Annotated in this window: 16 protein-coding genes; 5 read left to right on the forward strand and 11 right to left on the reverse strand. The window is 53.8% G+C overall.

Going from position 1 to position 17,804, the window contains the following annotated elements:
* Positions 1 to 3,265, reverse strand: a 3,265-nt coding sequence (locus tag QC823_RS15210) for a beta strand repeat-containing protein (protein ID WP_309657191.1), incomplete at its 3' end; no start/stop codon positions are given.
* A 333-nt stretch (positions 3,266 to 3,598) separates the two neighbouring features.
* Positions 3,599 to 3,886, reverse strand: a complete 288-nt coding sequence (locus QC823_RS15215) for a helix-turn-helix domain-containing protein (RefSeq protein ID WP_309657192.1) — start codon at positions 3,884 to 3,886, stop codon at positions 3,599 to 3,601.
* A gap of 84 nt (positions 3,887 to 3,970) precedes the next feature.
* Here QC823_RS15215 and QC823_RS15220 point away from each other — a divergent pair, with 84 nt between their 5' ends.
* Positions 3,971 to 5,278 carry a tyrosine-type recombinase/integrase gene (locus tag QC823_RS15220; protein WP_309657193.1) on the forward strand — a complete coding sequence of 436 codons (1,308 nt, stop codon included), beginning with the start codon at positions 3,971 to 3,973 and terminating at the stop codon, positions 5,276 to 5,278.
* A gap of 76 nt (positions 5,279 to 5,354) precedes the next feature.
* Here QC823_RS15220 and QC823_RS15225 read toward each other — a convergent pair whose 3' ends face one another.
* The 7 genes from QC823_RS15225 to QC823_RS15255 all read right to left on the reverse strand — a co-directional run bounded on the left by QC823_RS15225 (position 5,355) and on the right by QC823_RS15255 (position 11,215).
* Positions 5,355 to 5,585: a hypothetical protein gene (locus QC823_RS15225; RefSeq protein WP_309657194.1), complete on the reverse strand. Its 231-nt coding sequence runs from the start codon at positions 5,583 to 5,585 to the stop codon at positions 5,355 to 5,357.
* Positions 5,586 to 5,620: 35 nt separating this feature from the next.
* Positions 5,621 to 6,610: an Rpn family recombination-promoting nuclease/putative transposase gene (locus tag QC823_RS15230; RefSeq protein ID WP_309657195.1), complete on the reverse strand. Its 990-nt coding sequence runs from the start codon at positions 6,608 to 6,610 to the stop codon at positions 5,621 to 5,623.
* Between the two features lie 210 nt (positions 6,611 to 6,820).
* Positions 6,821 to 7,330: a RadC family protein gene (radC, locus tag QC823_RS15235; protein ID WP_309657196.1), complete on the reverse strand. Its 510-nt coding sequence runs from the start codon at positions 7,328 to 7,330 to the stop codon at positions 6,821 to 6,823.
* A 26-nt stretch (positions 7,331 to 7,356) separates the two neighbouring features.
* The gene (locus QC823_RS15240; RefSeq protein WP_309657197.1) at positions 7,357 to 8,166 is read right to left on the reverse strand and encodes a DUF932 domain-containing protein; all 810 of its coding nucleotides are present in this window, start codon (positions 8,164 to 8,166) and stop codon (positions 7,357 to 7,359) included.
* A gap of 228 nt (positions 8,167 to 8,394) precedes the next feature.
* The gene (locus QC823_RS15245) at positions 8,395 to 9,369 is read right to left on the reverse strand and encodes a recombination directionality factor (RefSeq protein ID WP_309657198.1); all 975 of its coding nucleotides are present in this window, start codon (positions 9,367 to 9,369) and stop codon (positions 8,395 to 8,397) included.
* Positions 9,370 to 9,492: 123 nt separating this feature from the next.
* Entirely contained in the window at positions 9,493 to 10,734 is a 1,242-nt protein-coding gene (locus QC823_RS15250) for a YqaJ viral recombinase family nuclease (protein ID WP_309657199.1), read from the reverse strand.
* Positions 10,735 to 10,858: 124 nt separating this feature from the next.
* Positions 10,859 to 11,215, reverse strand: a complete 357-nt coding sequence (locus tag QC823_RS15255) for a hypothetical protein (RefSeq protein WP_309657200.1) — start codon at positions 11,213 to 11,215, stop codon at positions 10,859 to 10,861.
* Between the two features lie 1,286 nt (positions 11,216 to 12,501).
* On the opposite strand from QC823_RS15255, the gene QC823_RS15260 reads away from it, so the two are divergent.
* The 4 genes from QC823_RS15260 (at position 12,502) to QC823_RS15275 (ending at position 16,051) form a co-directional block, all read left to right on the forward strand.
* Positions 12,502 to 12,654 carry a hypothetical protein gene (locus tag QC823_RS15260; RefSeq protein ID WP_309657201.1) on the forward strand — a complete coding sequence of 51 codons (153 nt, stop codon included), beginning with the start codon at positions 12,502 to 12,504 and terminating at the stop codon, positions 12,652 to 12,654.
* A 33-nt stretch (positions 12,655 to 12,687) separates the two neighbouring features.
* Complete coding sequence (locus QC823_RS15265; protein WP_309657202.1) at positions 12,688 to 13,659, forward strand: YagK/YfjJ domain-containing protein; 972 nt, start codon at positions 12,688 to 12,690, stop codon at positions 13,657 to 13,659.
* A 252-nt stretch (positions 13,660 to 13,911) separates the two neighbouring features.
* Positions 13,912 to 14,226 carry a helix-turn-helix domain-containing protein gene (locus QC823_RS15270; protein ID WP_309657203.1) on the forward strand — a complete coding sequence of 105 codons (315 nt, stop codon included), beginning with the start codon at positions 13,912 to 13,914 and terminating at the stop codon, positions 14,224 to 14,226.
* Between the two features lie 367 nt (positions 14,227 to 14,593).
* A complete protein-coding gene (locus QC823_RS15275; protein WP_309657204.1) occupies positions 14,594 to 16,051 on the forward strand; it encodes a YfjI family protein in 1,458 nt (485 codons plus the stop codon).
* 48 nt (positions 16,052 to 16,099) lie between these two features.
* Here the strand turns inward: QC823_RS15275 and QC823_RS15280 are convergent, their stop codons facing one another.
* Together QC823_RS15280 and QC823_RS15285 are read right to left on the reverse strand one after the other, a co-directional pair.
* A complete protein-coding gene (locus tag QC823_RS15280; protein WP_309657205.1) occupies positions 16,100 to 17,152 on the reverse strand; it encodes a hypothetical protein in 1,053 nt (350 codons plus the stop codon).
* Positions 17,153 to 17,236: 84 nt separating this feature from the next.
* Positions 17,237 to 17,551 carry a hypothetical protein gene (locus QC823_RS15285; RefSeq protein WP_309657206.1) on the reverse strand — a complete coding sequence of 105 codons (315 nt, stop codon included), beginning with the start codon at positions 17,549 to 17,551 and terminating at the stop codon, positions 17,237 to 17,239.
* Positions 17,552 to 17,804: the final 253 nt, after the last annotated feature.

Here is a 17,804-nt window from a genome sequence, read left to right on the forward strand (position 1 = left end):
TAGCACCTTCATTGTCGGTCACTGTTACGCTCAGGTTGAACGGGTCATTGGCGCCGTCTGCCACCAGATCGTCAGCATCCGCAACCGTGATTTCACCATTGCTGGCGATGCTGAAGGCAGCCGTTCCGTCACCATCCACATCGACATTGCCGGAATCGATAGCGAAGTTCGTAATGCTACCGTCTGCATCGCTCGCGGTAATGGTGCCAACCACGTCGCCATCAGCAGCGTCTTCGGCAACCTCGAACGTCTCGGCCGTAATGGTCGGGACCTCATTGGTCGGCTGAGTCGGCCCGGTCGGCGCTTCAGTCGACCCTTCAATACCTGCCAGCAGGTCCGCGTAGTTGGCTTCCCAAGCTTCGCTGCCTACCAAGTTGAAGTTAATGCTCTGACCAAAGTCCATGGTACCTAGCAGCTGAGCTGAACCTGCGTCGAACTCACCATCGGTCGTGTCGGTGTCGGCATCAACCGTTGAGGTCAAGGAGAACACCTTGTACTCACCGACGTTCTGGTCGTTTTCAACCATGACGATGTGCTGCTGGGTGTTTCCGATCAGGTTGGTAGTGTTGCTGGCGGCATCCAGGCTGCCATCGACCAAGCCACCGACGACGTCAGTTGTGTCGCCGTTCAGGGCAGCAACTAAGTTAGCTGCATTAAGGTCGGACCAAGAAACGTCATTGTTCGCCACGGTACCGTCAAAGTTGAGCATATTGACAGAGTTCGCCAGGGCAACACCGGTGCTAGCAGGCGAGTTCGCCAGCTGGGCGTTGGTGTTCAACGTTACGTTGATAGCCTGTGCGGACTGCTGGTTGTTCTGCTGATTGGTAGACGGGTCTACCTGGTTATTCAGGAACGTGGTGAAGTCAAGGGCGTGGTTGCCTACCTGATTGATATCGGTCACGTCGTTCGGGGAGTCATCGTGGAAGTTGACCACGCTAACCTTGCCAAAGCTGCTGGTGACTTCAAGAACATTGGCGCTGGCGTCGTTGGAGTCCATCACCAACAGGTCGTTGCTGCCTGTGCCCATGTTGACCACAGAGGCGTTTGCTGCACCACCATCGGTGGAGGTACCTGCACTGAAGCCGCTGTAATCATTCTCAGCATTGCCGCCTGCACCGGTGTTGTCCAGGTGGCCGTTCAACGCTGCGTTTTGGAATTCGGCAACCACTTCGGCCGCGTTTTCCAGCGCATCGGAGTTCAGGTTCGTGGTGTCGATCAACCCTTGAACGAAGGCGCTCAGGGTGTCATTCGGCACGTTCACTTCGCCGCTGTCAGCGTTGTTTTCCACCAAGGTCGGCTGGAAGATATCGACGGCTAGGTCGTTTTCACCACCCACAGTGGATTCAACCATGATCTGCTGGGTGCCATCGAGGTCAGTGACTTCCAGAAGACGGTTGAGCTCAGGGTTCTGGGCAATCGCTTCTTTAATGGCCGCATTGATGGTCAGCTGATCTGCCACGTAGTTGCCAGCCGCATCGGTTTCAACCGTTACGGTGCTTTCGAAACCAGCGAAGGTCACCGTCAGTTCAGCTTCGTACAAAACACGCTCGCCAAAGACTTGAGCGCCTGTGGACTGACCGAAGGTCCAAACACCGCTATCGCCACCAGCAAACTCGACGAAGTCGCTTTCTGAACCGGCATTGATGTAAGTGCGGACTTCTTCAACAACGTCTACCTTATCAGCACCTGCACCCGTGTTGATGGTCACGTTTTCCAGCTCGGCCATAGTGGCCTGTGAACCAAGCCCTGTGCCGTTCAGGATAACCGCATCATCACCGTTACCTGTATTGATGGTAAGGCTGGTGCCGATGGTGTCGATAGCATCTGTGTCCAGAGACACTGAGACCGTGTCAGTTCCTGCACCGGTGGTGTAGTTGTACACACCTTCAGCAGTGATGTCAGCAGTGAAGTTAACATCGCCGCCGCCAGTGGCGTTCAGGGTGTTAACGTTGCTTGCCGCTGTTTCGTTACCGATGGTTAAGTCGCCCAAGAACTCAGTGGCGTTGATCATATCAACCGTGCCACCGAACGGCGTAGCAGCTGAACCTTGGGTATTGCCTTCACCACGAACGGTCAGGCTGGCGTGCGTCTCACCGGCAACAAACTCAGCGGCTGTTGCGATGTTAACGGTACGCAGCGCGCCGTTAGTAGAAGCAATCTGACCCAGGTTGCTCAGCTTGCTCTCATCACCCAGCACGTCGATGTTGAAGACTTCGATGCCTTTGCCTTCAGTTTCGCTCTGAGACTTACCGCCGATGAGCAGGTTGCCACCTTCACCTTCACGACCAACCTTATGCAGGTCAGCATTAACAGTGATCGGATCTTGAGTATTCTCAGACACGACGTTGTCGAAGTCACCGTAGATGTCGAAACGGCCGGTGGCATCTTCCGGCGTCACGAAGCCCGTCGGCACCAGGTCACGGCCTTGCGCGTCGATCAACGTGATAGCCGGGATATCGACTTCGATACCGGCGTCGTTGAAGGTAGAGTCGAGATTGTTCTCGTCAACTTCAACAGTGATGTCTTCGAGGATGGTTTCGCCGTTAGCGACCATCTCGTCAATACGCGCCTGTAGGGCAGCAGCGTAGGACACCCAAGTGTCAGCTGCAGCCGCAACGTCAGCGTCCATTTCGATAACAACCGGCGTGCCGTCGATAGTCAGCGATACACCGTTACGCTCAACGTTGAGCAGCGGCGCGTTCAGGTAGTCTTCGCTATCTTCGTCGAGCAGCCAGTAGTTGGCTTGAGAAACAGACGTGCTCTGGCCAGACAGCAGATAATCTTCGTCGAAGTAGACGGTCAGATCAGACGCGTCGCCATCGCTGTTGAAGTTATCGGTGTGATTCATGCTGATAGTCAGATCTTCGGTGTTACGCGCGCTGCCATTGTCGTCCAGCGTGGTCAGGTTTTCGATAACCAGATCAGCGTCGGACTGGGTAGAACCAATGTTATTAACGCCGGTGATGTTCTTGGCATCAACGGTAACGGTACCACCAGCTTGAGCATTCAGATCACGCGCTTCAAACTCAATGTTCTCAACGTCGGAAATCGTCGGCTGAATGTCGATCTGGTTGCCGCCATTAACACCGAAGAACTCAGGGATAACTTCGGCGTAGAGGCTATCATTACCGTCGCCACCGTCGATGCGGTCAGCAGAAGACAGGGTGTTAGAAACACCACCGGCCATCGGGTTCTGGCTCAGGTAAGCTTCATACTTGTCGTTGTCCGCAGTGCCTTCCAGACGGTCGGTACTTGCAGTGAGCATGCCAGTTGCGCTTTTCGCCAACCCACTGATTTACGTTGGCTTTTCTCCTCTCCTAAGACGCCATTTCGCTGTTTTCTACCATATTTCTATTTTCGCGACAGAATTTACCTCTCATTCTTACCCTTTTCCGATACTGAAAGCCCCGTACCACGCGGGTTTCAAGCCTTCGGCTTTTTCTACCATATATTTATTCTCCCGACAGATTGTGCCATTGCTCATCCATCAACCGACGATGCCAAGTGCGCTCACCACACCGTGACGACGAGCCGCAACCGCCTACCTGATTAAACGCGCATGACATGGCTTTATTCGCCTTGGGGTATCTGCTCTCCTCTATTTTTTCTTCGTCAGACGATTGGCCGCTTTGGTTAAGGCGTCTTCATTGAGCTTGACGCTTAAACTGTCAGGCGATCCCAGCACGTCCATCTCAACACCGTGTTCTCGCATGGCCCGCAACATGGCCGTGAGCGTATCGGCCCGCATCGCCATCTCCAGCGTTTCATTACGCGCGACCGTGGATTTGGCCACGCCTAGCTCATCCGCGAACTCTTGCTGGCTCATGCCCATTGCCACGCGGGCAATCCGCATCGCCAACGCAAACCTGACTTTTTCTTCTGTCATGCTTGACTCTCCCAATAAATTGTACAAAATAAGCTTTAACGCTATTTTCAGTGGCGTTTACGGATTTTAAAGAGGAATTATATCATGCCTAAGCAAAAAATAACGCAACATGCCGTAGAGCGTATCATGCCACCCAAAAAGGGCAAGATTGATTATTTTGATACAGAAACCCCAGGATTGGTGTTAAAGGTCCTGGCATCGGGCACCAAAACCTTTTCGTGCCGTTACCGGGATCTACGCGGCAAGCAGATGGAGCGTAAGCTGGGAAGTGCGCAGGTACTGAAGTTGAGCGATGCCCGCGAGCAGGTGCTGGCCATCCAGGCCAAGCTGGCGATGGGCGAAGATCCCTTCGAGGTGCGCCGCACGCTCAAAGACATACCGACCTTCGGAGAGTTTGTGGCAGGGCACTACATGCCGTTTATCAAGGGCTATAAACGCAGCTGGGAGACAGATGAAACCTTGTTGCGTAATCATGTCCTGCCGAAGATTGGCAACCTTTACCTGGACGAGATCAAGCGGCAGCACCTGATTGAGGTGTTCAGCGAGCATCGTGCGACACATAAGCCCGCTTCCACCAACCGGATGATCGTGATGACCCGCTATATCTTTAATCTAGCGCTAAAGTGGGAGGTAGAAGGCATGACACGCAACCCAACGGCTGGTATCGACGTCTACCCGGTGAACAACCAGCGGGAACGCTACTTAAAAGACGACGAGGCACTACGGCTATTCGAGGCACTGGAAGCTTCGCCGAATCCGCTGCTGCCCTTCATCGTCGCCATGCTGCTGCTCACCGGAGCCAGGCGCCGAGAAGTGCTGAATGCACGATGGGAGGATGTTGATCTGGATAGCCGACTCTGGCGTATCGAGTTCAATAAGACGGGCAAGACACGGCATGTGCCGCTGTCAACGGGCGCCCTTTCGTTATTGGCCAAATTACCGCGCCAGGACGACAACGATTATCTGTTTCCCAACCCCAAAACCGGTAAGCCGTTCACGGCTCTTTTTCGCTCGTGGAACACGGCCCGGCAAAAGGCAGGCTTAAAAGATGTGCGCATCCACGATCTACGCCATAGCTTTGCCAGCTACGTGATCAACCAAGGCCATTCGCTGTACGAGGTGCAGAAGTTGCTGGGGCATACCCAGGTGAAGACCACGCAGCGCTACGCCCACCTAAGCCATGAATCCCTGCTGTCGGCGGCAGATTCGGCGACGGCGTCGGTACCGTGGGATCGTGAAGCGCGTGAAGCGGAAGGTGAGAACACGCAAGCATTGCCGGGGAGCAAGCGCGACCGCCCGGCTCGCCAAAGTGCCTTACCGCGTGATGCGCCCAACCAAAAACTGTCACCGCCTCACAGCGGGGAGCTACCGGACGGAGAGACAAAAAAATAACATCCGATAGAGACGCTAAGGGCAGCCACCGGGGCTGCCCTTTTTTATGCGTAAAGAAGGGAAATTGCTCAGCAGGTTACTGCTTGAACATTTCGTCTAGGCTGGAAGCAAACAGTATATCGCGCGACCAGACTTTTAGCTGTTCGTGGTCAGCTTGTTCGACCCGACTCTCCACCCAGCCTGGAACTTCACCAAATTTGAAGCTGAGCTGAGCACGAAGATTATAGCGTGCTTCCATAAGGCGACCGCGCTGCTCACCTTCCATTTGTTCTTTCTTTGCCCAACTCTCTAAGTTTTCTGCCAACATATCTTTATCCTCCACCAAACTGTTGAAAGGTGGAATTAGTGCTGAGTCTCGGCACGCAGCTTTTCGACTTCCTCAACCGGCAACTCTTCAATCTCTGCTATTAACTGATCGTTCATTTCAGTCAGTGCTATCAGTTTGCGCGCCGCGTTGCGCTTGCTTTCCAACGCAAGCTTTTCGGCTTCTCTCACGCGCTGCTCAGTTTCCTGCAAAACCTTCTGACGCTCTTCACGGCGCTCTTGCTGCGCCCAATTCTCTAAATTCTCTGCCAACATATCTTTATCCTCCACCAAACTGTTGAGCTGATCCAGGTTGACCTCAGCCCCGAGCCGCTGTAGGTGACGCTTCAACCAGCGGGTAATGATCTTGTCGATACGCTCCTTGTTCGGATCGGCCTGAATAATCGCCACAATCCGATTCACGGCTTCCTGCAACCCTTTTCTATCCGCCGACGCCTTCTCAATGCTGAAAACCCCGCTTAGCGGTGTCTGTACCAAGCCTAGTTGTTCGTCAGTGTAGCGCCCTTCATCAATCAGGTAATAGCGTAGATGTGGCTGGTAGACCTGCAAGAACGCGGGCGGTTCCGGGTACACCATGTCGTAAATATCTTGACGGGCTGTCCAGTTCTCAGACCCATTATAGAGCACGATAGGCAGAATTGGCGGTAAGCCCTTGTGCGGTGTCGTCTTTCCATTTTTGAGCAAGTGATCGTAAAAACAAGCCACGTAGTGCATCAATCGAATCGGCATGGTGCGATCCACCGAGGATTGAAACTCCAGCAAAATGTAAAGGAACACTCGCTGCTGCACCCCCTGCCAGGTCACCTCCACTGACCACACGACGTCTTCGAACTTTTCCTCGAACAGTGGCGTGATATAGTTGCCGCTGTGATTATTAAGCGTCGAGAAGTCCATTAGCTCAGCGATTTCAGTCGGCGCAAAGCCTTCAATCAGCTGCTGCACGAACTCGGGGTAACTGAATAACTCTTTATAGCCCGTATCATGCGGCTTGTGGGTAGTATCCGCCATGCCTTCTCCTCGCCTAATGCGTTTTATTTTACCACAACACGCCCTACCCCAAGCCCATACCAGCGCTTAGCTGTTTTCTCTCATCCAATAGCCCATGCGCGTAAAAAAAGACGCCCACCAGAAAAGCCCCGCCCCACGCTGCCGCTCAGAGCAGGCGTGAGGCAGGGAGGGCTGAGCATCGAGATTTGAGTGTTAAGAAGGATGGTGGCCTTATAGCCACCCGCGTTGGGCAAACGAGGTGTAGCCTTCATGGCCCACCACGATGTGATCCAACACCCGAATATCCACCAGGCCTAGCGCTTCTTTAAGCCGCTGGGTAATGCGCCGGTCGGCGTCGCTCGGTTCGGGGTCACCGCTTGGGTGGTTATGCACCAAAATGACAGCGGCGGCATTGTGCTCGATGGCATGCTTGATTACTTCACGGGGATAGACACTGGCACAGTCAATCGTCCCCCGAAATAGCTCATCAAACGCAATCAGGCGATGCTGGGTATCCAGCAGCAAGGTGCCGAATACCTCGTAGGGGTAATCCAGCATCAGCGTTTGCAGGCAGCGGTGGACCTGCTCGGGTTGGGTGAGTTTATTGCCTTTGCGCAGCTTACGCCGGGCAATCATTTTGGCCAGGTGCAATAGCTGAGCACTGGTCACGTCACTGGTTAAGCGATAGGTGCCGGGTTCTTCCCCGGCGATGAGTTGCGGTGATAATGGTTGGCAGGTCATGCGGGATCTCCTTATCGGTGAGTGGCTTAGGCGACGAGGGTCGCGCCCTTAAGTTCGGCAAAGCGCTCGGTGAGCTTCCACAGCGCCCGGTTAAGGCGCACGTCTTCGGTCACGCTATTAATGGGCCGTGTGCGGGTACGCCGCCCATTGGCGGATTTGCCCCGTAAGCCGCCTTTGAACAGGTTTTCTTGGGTACGGTTGAACACACTCCACAGCGAGCCGTTGGCATCCTCGGATCTTCGGGCTTCGAGAATATCCCCCGGCTGCACGGGGCTGGTTTGCTGCCAATCGTCGCCGTAGCGCAGCGACAAAGCGGATTCGGCGAACAGTTGCGCTTCTTCGTGGCGAATTAACGTCGATTGAAATGCCTCCACGCCTTCGGCAATGCGGGGGACTTGGTGGCTAAGCTGAATCGAGCCTTCCAGGATTTCATCGACAATTTGCTTGCCGTGACGCACGCGAATACCGCCGACATCGCCGACCGGCGTCACCATGCCGTTGAGACAGATCAGCCGAAACAGCCCCAGATCCAGCTGAAAGGCGGCGCTACGGTCGTGGCTGTTGGTGAGTACCAGTTCGGTCACGCTATCGCCGACATTGATTTGCCGATCAGGGTCTTGCCGAAAGCGGATCAAGTGCCGGGCGACGCTTTGCCTTTCGGCTTGGCGCACATTGGTTTGTTGAGCACGCACCGGGTACCAGCCCTCGGCCTGCAAGGCATCGACTACATTGATGGTGGGCACAAAGCCGTAGCGGTCGGACACAGCCTGGTCAGGCTCATTGGCGAAGATGGCGGGCGCGGTGCGGTGCAGTTGGTCGTGGGTGAGAATACGCATGGGTGAAACTCCTTCTTTTCGTAGGTAAGTAAGCCATTGCTAACCGTAAAAGGACGGCATAGCGGCCCGCTCCCTTGGGGATAGCGGGCATGAGGTGTTGCTAGGTGGGGGTTAGGTTGAGTTGAATGAATTGGGTTGGTAGTGCCGTGAAGTGGATGAGTGGAGTTAGCGGTGTGGTGTGTTGCATTTGCTGTGTTGCCAAAAGCCCGCATTGCACGGGCATGAGCATCAGGCGCGTTTGGCCTGGCGTTGCGGGGCTGGCTGAGTATTGGAAGATGGGGGTGTTTCGTCTTCGGTGGATGCCTCGGGGTTAGCCGGGTCTTGCGGCTGGCTTTTGGCCTGCAGCTTGTTGGCCAGGGTCACCGGGGCATTGGGCTCTTGCCCGCCCGGTGGGTGGTCGGGCGCATCAGGGTAAAACTCTTCGACCACGTCGATGGATTCTTCGGCGCTGTCTTCAAACGCCCCATTGGCAAAACCTGCTTTAGCCGCTCTATCGAGGGCTTTTTGATCAAAGCCTGCTTGTTGATGCCAGTCATCCAGGCGTTGCGCTTCCGCCAAGGTTTCTTCCAGCGTCCAGCCTTCGCGCAGGGTGATATCGACGTAGAAGATCGGTGTGCCCCGGCTCTGGCGGGTGGATTTGCCTCGCAAGCGCAATTCCAGCGGCATACACGCCAAGCGGTTACCCGAAATGGCTTTGAAATACGCCAAGCGTGCGGCCAGGGTGCGGATCGAGTTGAAGCCGGTGGTACGAAAGATAAAACTCCCCAGCGGGTCATCATCGCCAATCAGCACGTTCAATCGCCCGTAAGGCTTGCAGGCCCCGCCCTGAGCCAAGGGGCAGGCATCCGGGGCCGGACACGGCAGCGTCTCCATGCCCTCGCGGGTGCGGCGTTTACACTGCTCGCCATCGCCCACGCACAAAGGCCGTGCGGTTTGCCGGTCGAACAGCGCGTACTCGGCTCTAAGATTTAGCTCGGGATCATTGAACAGCAGCCGAATGGGGATTTGCCGCAGTTTGCCCTCCTGCTCGGCTCTGAGTTGTTCGTCTAGCGGGTGGCGTATCCAGCCTTCCTTAGTCTGGAGTTGCGAGGTTAAGGTGAATTGATCGTCTTTTTGCGGTAGGCGTTTGCCGTTATGTTCCACGACTTTGCCAATCGCAATCCGCCCCAGAATGGGCGGGGTTATCGCTAAGCCTTTAAGCATAAAAGCCTCCTTATTCTAAGTGTGGGTATTTCGGAAGGGATCACGCATCAAAAACGCCCCAGAACGGCCGGAAAGCCGCGCTGAGGCGTTGCGTGGGTTGAGATTGAGAGTTGAATGGTCGAGCTACTGGCGCACCGTCAATCGCCGTGAGCCGGGGTAGGCTTTGAGGTAATCGGCACACAGACCGGGGTGGTCCTTTTGCAGCGCTTTGGTGTCGAGCCGCTTCACCGGGGCGGTTTGCTTCCAGCTGAGACTGCCCGACGGAAAACTGGCCAGCGTTGCCGTACCCATGCCTTGCTGCAGTTTATGCTTGAGCTTGGCTTCCTGCTTCTTGGCATCGTCCAAGGTTTGCCGGACCCGTTGCAGGTCGACAAAGGCCTGGCTAAGGTCGATGTCGTGGCTGAGGTCGATAGTTTCGCCGTTATCTTGCGGAAACAGCGTCCTAAGTGCCCGATCCGCTGAATCCGAGCCATCGGCAGGCGGTGGGGTGTCATTCTCCACAAAGTCCCAGAACTGGCGTTCCAGGCTGATGAGTTGGTCGATCATCGCCTCATCCCGCTCGATACGATGAATTTGCAGCTCATGGCCGCCTAACAGCACGGCCACATCGGCGGCCTGTTGTCCGGTCACCGCGAGTTGGTGCATCACCTGCAGCTGCACGTACTCGGGCACGCCGTCTTTCCACAGCTTCGCTCCATAGAGCCCAGCGGTTTTACACTCCAGGATTTGCACGCCCTCGTTGCCGACGATCTCCCGATCCAGGTTGGCGAGCATCCAGGGATGCTCCACATGCTGCAGAATCGCATTGACCCGCTGCACCCGATGGCCGGTGTGGCGGGCGTAGTGCTCCGCCACCAAAGGCTCTAACACTTGGCCCCAATGCAGCGGGCTTGTGAGCTTGTCGTCATGGTGAGGCTCGATGCTACCCGACTGCCGACCCGTTTTTTCCATCCAGAGTTCCAGCTGGGATTTGTAAGGATTGAGGCCCACGGACGCAGCGGCATCACTACTGCCAATGCCACTTTGGCGAATCGCCAGCCAAGCGTTGCGATCCAGCGCACGGGTATCGACTAATCGCCGTGCTTGCTCACGATAACGGCGCTGGGGTGCCGGAGGATGCTTGACCCGCGCATCCCGGCTGACCGGGGCGGGCATGTTGCTTTGCTCGATGGCCTCCAGCACGGAGGCGGTGATGCTACCGGGCTTGGCCCTCTCGGATAGCCTGGGTTTCCTCTCGGTGGGCACTTCGTTCGCTATCGGTACCGGCCCGGCTTGCTCAAACGGAATCCGGCTGTCACCTTCCTGGCGATCCTGCGTCGTGGCGGGGTGAAGCTCGGTAATGCGGGGTTGGGGGTTGTGGCTCATGGTGAGTCTCCTGGGTGAGGATTTTCGTTAAGACACGGCATAACGGCCCGCTGCCAAAAAGGCGCGGGCTTACCGTGAAAGCACTATCGGTTAAGGGGTAAAACGTGGGGGTGAGATGTGGAGATTACGGTGCTGGCAAGGCGGGATAATCCGGCACCGGCATGCGGAAGGTGTGGCCGCACGCCAGGCACTCGACATTATCGAGCACCTTGTCATCGAGCGTGTGACCTAAACGGGTACCGGCAATACCGCCTGCGGTGGCACCCGCGAGAGCACCGAACAGCGCTCCAGCCAGCGTGCCCACAGACGCGCCGACAGGCCCGGCAACCAAGCCCATCGTCGCGCCGGTCTTGGCCCCACCCAACGCACTTAATGCGCCGGTAGTGCCGCCGGAGAGTACCCCCGTGGTGGTGCCGATCTGACGGCCTAGCTGGCGAGGAGCCAGCCTAACCGCCTGACAGCGTGGACAGCGTGTGGTCATAGAACCTCCTGTAGTCATGCGAGATAAAACCGGGAATCCGGCTTCAAGGAGATACTACAGGGCTGACATTTTTTTAAATCAAATCAGGGAGGATTGAAGACGGCATGCCGACACTAACTTTTTCGATTGGGATAAGGTCAAGACCTTTAGTCTTTTAAGGCCTTTAAACGCTAGACGTCAAGAAACCTTAGCCTTTTAGGAATATAAGACACAGACGGAATTTGGGTTCCTATGTTATTACTTATTACTTTAGTTACTTTAATTAAATTACTTATTACTTTAGTTACTTTAATTAAACGACTTTAATTGCTTTGTTAGAATCACTATTAGATCACTCTATTATCACACTTAACTTATTATCCATTTATTTAATTTACCATTATCATCTTCATTACCCATTATGGCTTTAAGCATCCACTATACCACTATCATTACCACCTATATTATTCTTACCTGCTAAAGCCACTTTGCATTACGTACAACCATTGCTATATCGCAACCTCAGTTATTAACCCATAACCCTACATACCAATGCTAATCATCTTTTCTTCTTTAGAGGGAAGACTCCTTCAGGCAGCGTGATCCTCAAGATCAAACGCTGGCTTTGAAATATAACGCCTTCATCGAATGCGCTGTTGAAGACAAAGCGCTTTCTTAACGATACGGGGTAATAGGGTTGTTTGCGTTGAATGTAATCGATACAAGGCAATCCTTGAGAGATCCACCTGCATTTACGTGAGTGGAAATAAACGTGAGTAAACCATCAGCGCTATCGCAGAGTTAGCGCGCTATTGTCGCTATTGAACGGTCAATAGGAAGATGAGGTCATAAACTGATTATTGGAAAGGCAAGATAAAGCGATTGAGCGTAGAGGCGATTCGTCGAGGATCGCCAATGATAAAACGTAAGAGTGTAAGCGAGCTTGAGTCAAAACACTTATGTAAATCCTATTTTGAGTTGTTTAACTTTTTTATGGGAGGACAGGTCGGGAGCTGAGCGTCATTGAGCGCTTCTCCAGACGCCGAGAATGCGGGTCTAAGGCGGTGAATACGCCTAAGGTGGGAATGCCAAGGTCACAGCGCTATCAAGCCGTGTAGCGCGCTTAGGAGGCTGTCAGCCGTCATTATGGGACGCCAGGGAGTACCGTGCGGAGACCAGCGCGACTTTCCTATTACGCGATGCACTCTTTTTGACGTATGTTATAGCGGCAGTGACGTATTTCTTTATAGCCCGTGGGGATAGTACAAGCTGACCGCGCTTTCACTGTTAACCACGAGGACTTCTCCATGCACGACAGCCACCTTCAACACGATCCCCTCCATAATGCCGACTACGACACCTTAAACGAAACCGATATGGTGGCCATCCGCCAGTCACTCGGGGGCTTCGCCTGGGAGCCGACGGACATGCTGACCGATACAGACCACTTATGGCGATAGGATGTTATCTGGGCGGAAAACCAATTACAGGCTATGGCCAACACCCCCCGCTTCCTCGACAGCCAGCGCCTCATCGTGCCTGACGGACACGATAGCCCAGTCGTCACTTTGGCACACGGTGGCCTGCTCGACACGCTCACAACGCTCTACACGGTGCTGGTCACGGTATTTCAAGAGACTGAAATTGGCCAACAATATAAGCGCAGCCCCTACATTGAGCGTTTTTTGTGGGCGTTTTCCAGCTGCCCCTACCTGCGTGAAGCGGGCTTTTTTCAGCCGCCCACGATGAACCTTAAGATGGCCGAGCAAACCGTGATGGCACTTAACCAACGCTTGAGTGCTTGGCAGCAATCCCTGAAGCAGCCCACCTTTACGGATGAATGTTACCGCCATCGGCGCAATAGCCTGAAGAACTACCGGCGTTTTACCGACTTGATCCAGGCCTTATTTGCTTGCTACAGCCGCTTGATGGTGCTGCGCGTCGACCTGAGCTACACCCAACAGGACACGCCGTATATCGACTACGCAACGGCGCGTTTTCATCGCGAGCAGCTTAGCCATGCCTTCACCACTCATCCCCTCTTCACTGACATGGTGGGCTATGCCTGGAAGCTGGAATGGCGGCCTGAGAAGGGCTTTCATTATCACATGCTGTTCTTCTTCGACGGCCATCGCTGCCAGCGCGATATACTCCATGCCCAACAGATCGGGGAATTTTGGAAGCAGTCAATTACGGGGGCGCAAGGGCTTTACTACAACTGTAACCTTGATGCAGAAAACAGATACAAAAACAACGCGATGGGGATCATCAATTATCACGACATAGAAAAACAGCAAGGACTTGCTGATACCGCCAAATATCTCAGCAAGATCGACGAATATGCCGCCTTATTGGTCACAGGCCGAACCACGCAGACCAGCAAAAAACCGGTATTACCCGAGGGGCCGGGGCCTGGCCGCCCGCGTCAGTTTATGGGAGATCCCATGCCGATGCCGGACGCATAATACCGATGCCGGTGCTTTAAAGCCCCTCATATTACCGCGCTCCAGCCCCCCCCCAGTTGTTATCGCTTTCCTTGCTCTATTATATAGGCAAAACACCGTCAGCCGCGTGAAATACCCCGGTAAATGGGTCTTCCAACGACAAACGCCGGGGGAAATCCAAGCAGGGCGTATTCTTGCCCGCACACCCCGCCAAGGATTTTCCGCCGATCAATTCCGTTTTCTGCTTATTTCCATTTGATTCAGGAGCGACCTATGTATCCGCCTCTCACTTTCCAACAATCCCCCTTCCCCATGCAGACGCCTAGCGAAACACCGCAACGCGATACCGCTGCCGAGGATGCCCGGCTGGCCAAGCTCGAACAGCAGGAGCCACTACGCCGATTGCTCAGAGACGTCGCCGCTGTCAAACGCGAGCGTGGCATCACCCAGGCGCAAATGGCTACCGAGATGGAGGTATCACCTCGCACCTTGGCTGAGTGGCTTCAGGGTAGGCGTTATCCGAAAGGGCCAGGCCAGGCGATCCTAAGGCGCTGGTTGAGCGCTTACGCACCGGGTTGTGATACCTAACCCACCGACGAACCTGGCAAATATACAGAACCAATAATCAAGTAATGAATATCGATATGATAATTTATTCTAACTCAAGCCACGGCCAACTCTGACGGCAAAAGCCGTTTTTCTGGTGAAAAAAAAAGTGCCTTGAACTCACAACCCGCTATTTCGGCTATTAGTAGCCAAAATAGCCAGTTCGGGTACGCCAAAAAAATCACCGCTTAAATTTGGATCACAGGTAAATTTGAATATCAACAGCCCTGCTTGTAAAAAATATAGTTCAAGCAGGCCGAATTACACGCCCTTTAGCTCCCTCTAAGCTTTCTCCTGTCGTCGGGCATCGTCCGATGGCATCACCTTTTTTAACCAGGAGAGAGTCAAAATGAGCTACCCCTTTCAACCGAAGTTACCGGCCCCCGGTCAATCCAATACCGAGCCTCTCAACACCACCTTGCTATTTCGAGCGAGCGTCGAGCTAGCACAGGAATGCCAGGTGTCGTCTGATCTCGCCGTGATCACGCTACTGGGCGCCATTAGCTTGGCGGCTCAAGGCCGCTACGACATCAAAATGCCTTATGGGTCACGCAAACCTTTGGCTGCCTTTATCATGGCCGTGGCGGGATCTGGTGAGGGCAAAACGCCCCTCCTGGATAAGATATTGAAGATCATCAGGAAACTGCAGCGAGAGCAACGAAAAGCCTATCGCAACCGGCTGTACACGTATCAAGGAGAGCTTGAAGAGTGGAACACGGAGAACAAAGTGTTGACCCAGGCGATTTATCGCAAAAAAACCAAAGGGGGTACCGCCCAGGCAGAACGACAGGAACTGCGCGAGATACATCACCGCCGTCCTGAACCGCCGCGCGAGTTCCGACTGCTCTACGAAGACACCACCCCGGAAGCCCTCTTCATGGGGCTACAAAATGCTACGCCCAGCGCGGCGTTAGTCACTGATGAAGCGGAAATATTCTTCACAGGCTCTATGAACCGTGCGCGTGGCCACCTTAACTCGCTGTGGAGTGGTGGCGATACCATCATCACCCGCGCGACGAAAGACGATATCATCCTGGACGACCCTCGCTTGATGCTGCTGCTCATGGTGCAACCCGGTGTGGTCGCACGTTACATGGAAACGCAAGGCCAACAGGCGCGAGAATCGGGGTTGCTAGCCCGCTTTATTGTCTGCAATCCGCTATCCGTGCGCGGCAACCGCACTCATTCACTGGATGCCCACCCCTCATCGGGTGATTGGGAGCAGGCTGAAGCGCGCTTGGAAGCCCTGGTGCGGGAAAACCTGATACTCGCCCATGCACCCGAAGAGCCACGCGAGGAAGTGACATTTACGGCGGAAGGTAGCCACTATTGGTCGCAGGTGGCCAATGAGATCGAGATGCAGATGGCGCCTGGCGGATATTTTCAGGACTGCCCGGATCATGGTTCAAAATTAGCGGAAAATATCGCCCGAGTCGCGGGACTTCTGCATCTGTTTGAGTCTTATGAAGGGGGGATCGAACCCGAGACAGTGCGCATGGCCACCGAGATTTGCCTTTACTACTCGGGTCATTTTCAGCAAGTGTTCATGCCGCCCCCCAAGGAGGATCAGCATGCTGCGTGTTTGGATACATGGTTCGAAGAATTGCGGCAATTTAACTGGCGCTTCATACGTTACAATGAAGTGCGGCAGAAGGCGCCTCGTGCCTTGCGCAATAAAAACGATCTCAAGGAGGCGTTAGATATACTGATCACTCGACAACGCGTTGTGGTCTTCACAGACCGTAAGACACGTGTTGTTGACCTAATGCCCTGGTTAGGGCCACCTCCCATGATGAACGGGTTCTAATCGACCTATTTGGCTCATGGCTTGCCGTCCTTCGAGGCGGCAAGTTTTTTATTTCTCGCGCCATGAATCACTTTTTCCCAGCACGTCCCGCCAAGACTGAGCGTCAAGTAGTCGATCCACATACGGTTGCAAGTCTTCAAAGTGAGGCACTGAGTCGATCGCTTCTCTCGCCTCCTCGGGCAGTGCGACAAATCGTTTTTTCATCAGGCAAACCAACACGTCCTGGCCGCCTTTAAGGACACCATGTTCATACATCAACTTGTCTTGCATACGCATCAACGTCTCATGCATTTGTATGGGCCTGCGCATCGAGCCTTTAACAAAATGAGAATCCTCACCTGGTGCTTTACGTTTATTTAGTGACGTCTGGATATCGCTATGAAGATCATCTACAGTTTCAATCTTCAGAAAACGAGCTTGTTGGTTAAGCCAAAAAATCATTGCCGTCAAGTAATCAGTGACTTCCTTCTTGCTTGCACTCTTCTTGTAATTACCATCATGGTAAATGTTATACATCATGTTTTTGACAACAGCATCCAACAGCCTCTCCTGCTCTTTTTGAGCAGCAGGCCTTACCTGAGCATGCCCCCCTTTACGTGCACGCTCGCTAAATAAATTGTTCTCCAGGTCACTCAGAATATCCAGTGCTGCTAGATGTCGCTGTGCTTCCAGTAAGGCGCGCTGCATACGCTGAAAGCTGGCATACAAGTCATTATCCAGTGCTGCGCAATCGGCATTTTGCTTGTGTAAAAACGTGTCGTGGTAATCTCGCCTGACAAGGAGTGCCTGGCTCATCGCCGAATCTGCGTGGTGTTCACGTTGTTGGACAATAGCCGTCTTGCCTTGCTGAAGCTTAATGGGCTCACCTTCACCTGCCTCGGCCTCATGACTCGCCGTTAATGTATTCACGACCGTACTAAGCGCTTTCTTTTGAACGTTTTCAGCAATCTCAGGAGATATTTCAGATACCCGATGAATCACTTGACACGCTTGCTCATCCAGTACGCTGCCGACTTCTATCATCGCTTGCATAACAGGTGACGGTTCACCACGAGCCTGACGCATTTCATCAGAAAATGTATTGTTACCGCTTTTAGACACCAAGCACCTCTCTTCAATATGTTTTATGCTTTGACAAAATCACTCAATCCTAACGCAAATTGGGAAAGTTAAACGTATACTTCTTTAACGTCCACCTTCTTGCACTGTGGCCACCAGATCGAAATAGGCTCGCTCGACGCTATCACCCCCTGCCCCATCGTCTTCAATGCAGGCGCCGATAAAGTCATCCAGGCCGTCGCACAGCGCGATAGCTTCGGGGGAATCGCCCAACCGCTCGACCCACTGATCGTAAAGCGCGTAGAGGCGATCCAGGTCGGTCTGGGTCATGGGTTCAAACAGCAGGTGCTCATAGCCTTCCAGCTCGGCCAGTAAGGCCGTGCGAGTAGCCGGAGGGATGGGAGCCGTATCAGGGCCTTGGGAATCAGGATAAGCAGTCATAAAAGGATTCTAGCAGCTCACAGCGGCCATAGGGCCGCGTTTCCGAAAGATACGTCAGCGTTATTGAGTTAAAACAATGACGCGGCACAAGTCAAAAGACACGACATTGCTTTTCTCTTTATTGACCTCCTCAAATAAAGTATATTTTGGAAAAATCTAATGCGCTTAGCAACATGATAGGGATATTGAGCAATGAGCATGTTTTCGACCGGCTTGAGCGGGCTGAATGCGGCGCAGAATGCGCTAAGCACTA

The organism is Vreelandella vilamensis, from assembly GCF_031451755.1.
Taxonomy (GTDB): domain Bacteria; phylum Pseudomonadota; class Gammaproteobacteria; order Pseudomonadales; family Halomonadaceae; genus Vreelandella; species Vreelandella vilamensis.

Bases quoted from the DNA above. Each gene is read 5' to 3' on its own strand.
- QC823_RS15230 (WP_309657195.1), bottom strand. From the start codon at position 6,610: ATGGCGGATACTACCCACAAGCCGCATGATACGGGCTATAAAGAGTTA.
- QC823_RS15260 (WP_309657201.1), top strand. From the start codon at position 12,502: ATGCACGACAGCCACCTTCAACACGATCCCCTCCATAATGCCGACTAC.
- QC823_RS15285 (WP_309657206.1), bottom strand. From the start codon at position 17,551: ATGACTGCTTATCCTGATTCCCAAGGCCCTGATACGGCTCCCATCCCT.
- QC823_RS15215 (WP_309657192.1), bottom strand. From the start codon at position 3,886: ATGACAGAAGAAAAAGTCAGGTTTGCGTTGGCGATGCGGATTGCCCGC.
- QC823_RS15255 (WP_309657200.1), bottom strand. From the start codon at position 11,215: ATGACCACACGCTGTCCACGCTGTCAGGCGGTTAGGCTGGCTCCTCGC.
- QC823_RS15225 (WP_309657194.1), bottom strand. From the start codon at position 5,585: ATGTTGGCAGAAAACTTAGAGAGTTGGGCAAAGAAAGAACAAATGGAA.
- QC823_RS15250 (WP_309657199.1), bottom strand. From the start codon at position 10,734: ATGAGCCACAACCCCCAACCCCGCATTACCGAGCTTCACCCCGCCACG.
- radC (WP_309657196.1), bottom strand. From the start codon at position 7,330: ATGACCTGCCAACCATTATCACCGCAACTCATCGCCGGGGAAGAACCC.
- QC823_RS15240 (WP_309657197.1), bottom strand. From the start codon at position 8,166: ATGCGTATTCTCACCCACGACCAACTGCACCGCACCGCGCCCGCCATC.
- QC823_RS15220 (WP_309657193.1), top strand. From the start codon at position 3,971: ATGCCTAAGCAAAAAATAACGCAACATGCCGTAGAGCGTATCATGCCA.
- QC823_RS15275 (WP_309657204.1), top strand. From the start codon at position 14,594: ATGAGCTACCCCTTTCAACCGAAGTTACCGGCCCCCGGTCAATCCAAT.
- QC823_RS15265 (WP_309657202.1), top strand. From the start codon at position 12,688: ATGGCCAACACCCCCCGCTTCCTCGACAGCCAGCGCCTCATCGTGCCT.
- QC823_RS15270 (WP_309657203.1), top strand. From the start codon at position 13,912: ATGTATCCGCCTCTCACTTTCCAACAATCCCCCTTCCCCATGCAGACG.
- QC823_RS15245 (WP_309657198.1), bottom strand. From the start codon at position 9,369: ATGCTTAAAGGCTTAGCGATAACCCCGCCCATTCTGGGGCGGATTGCG.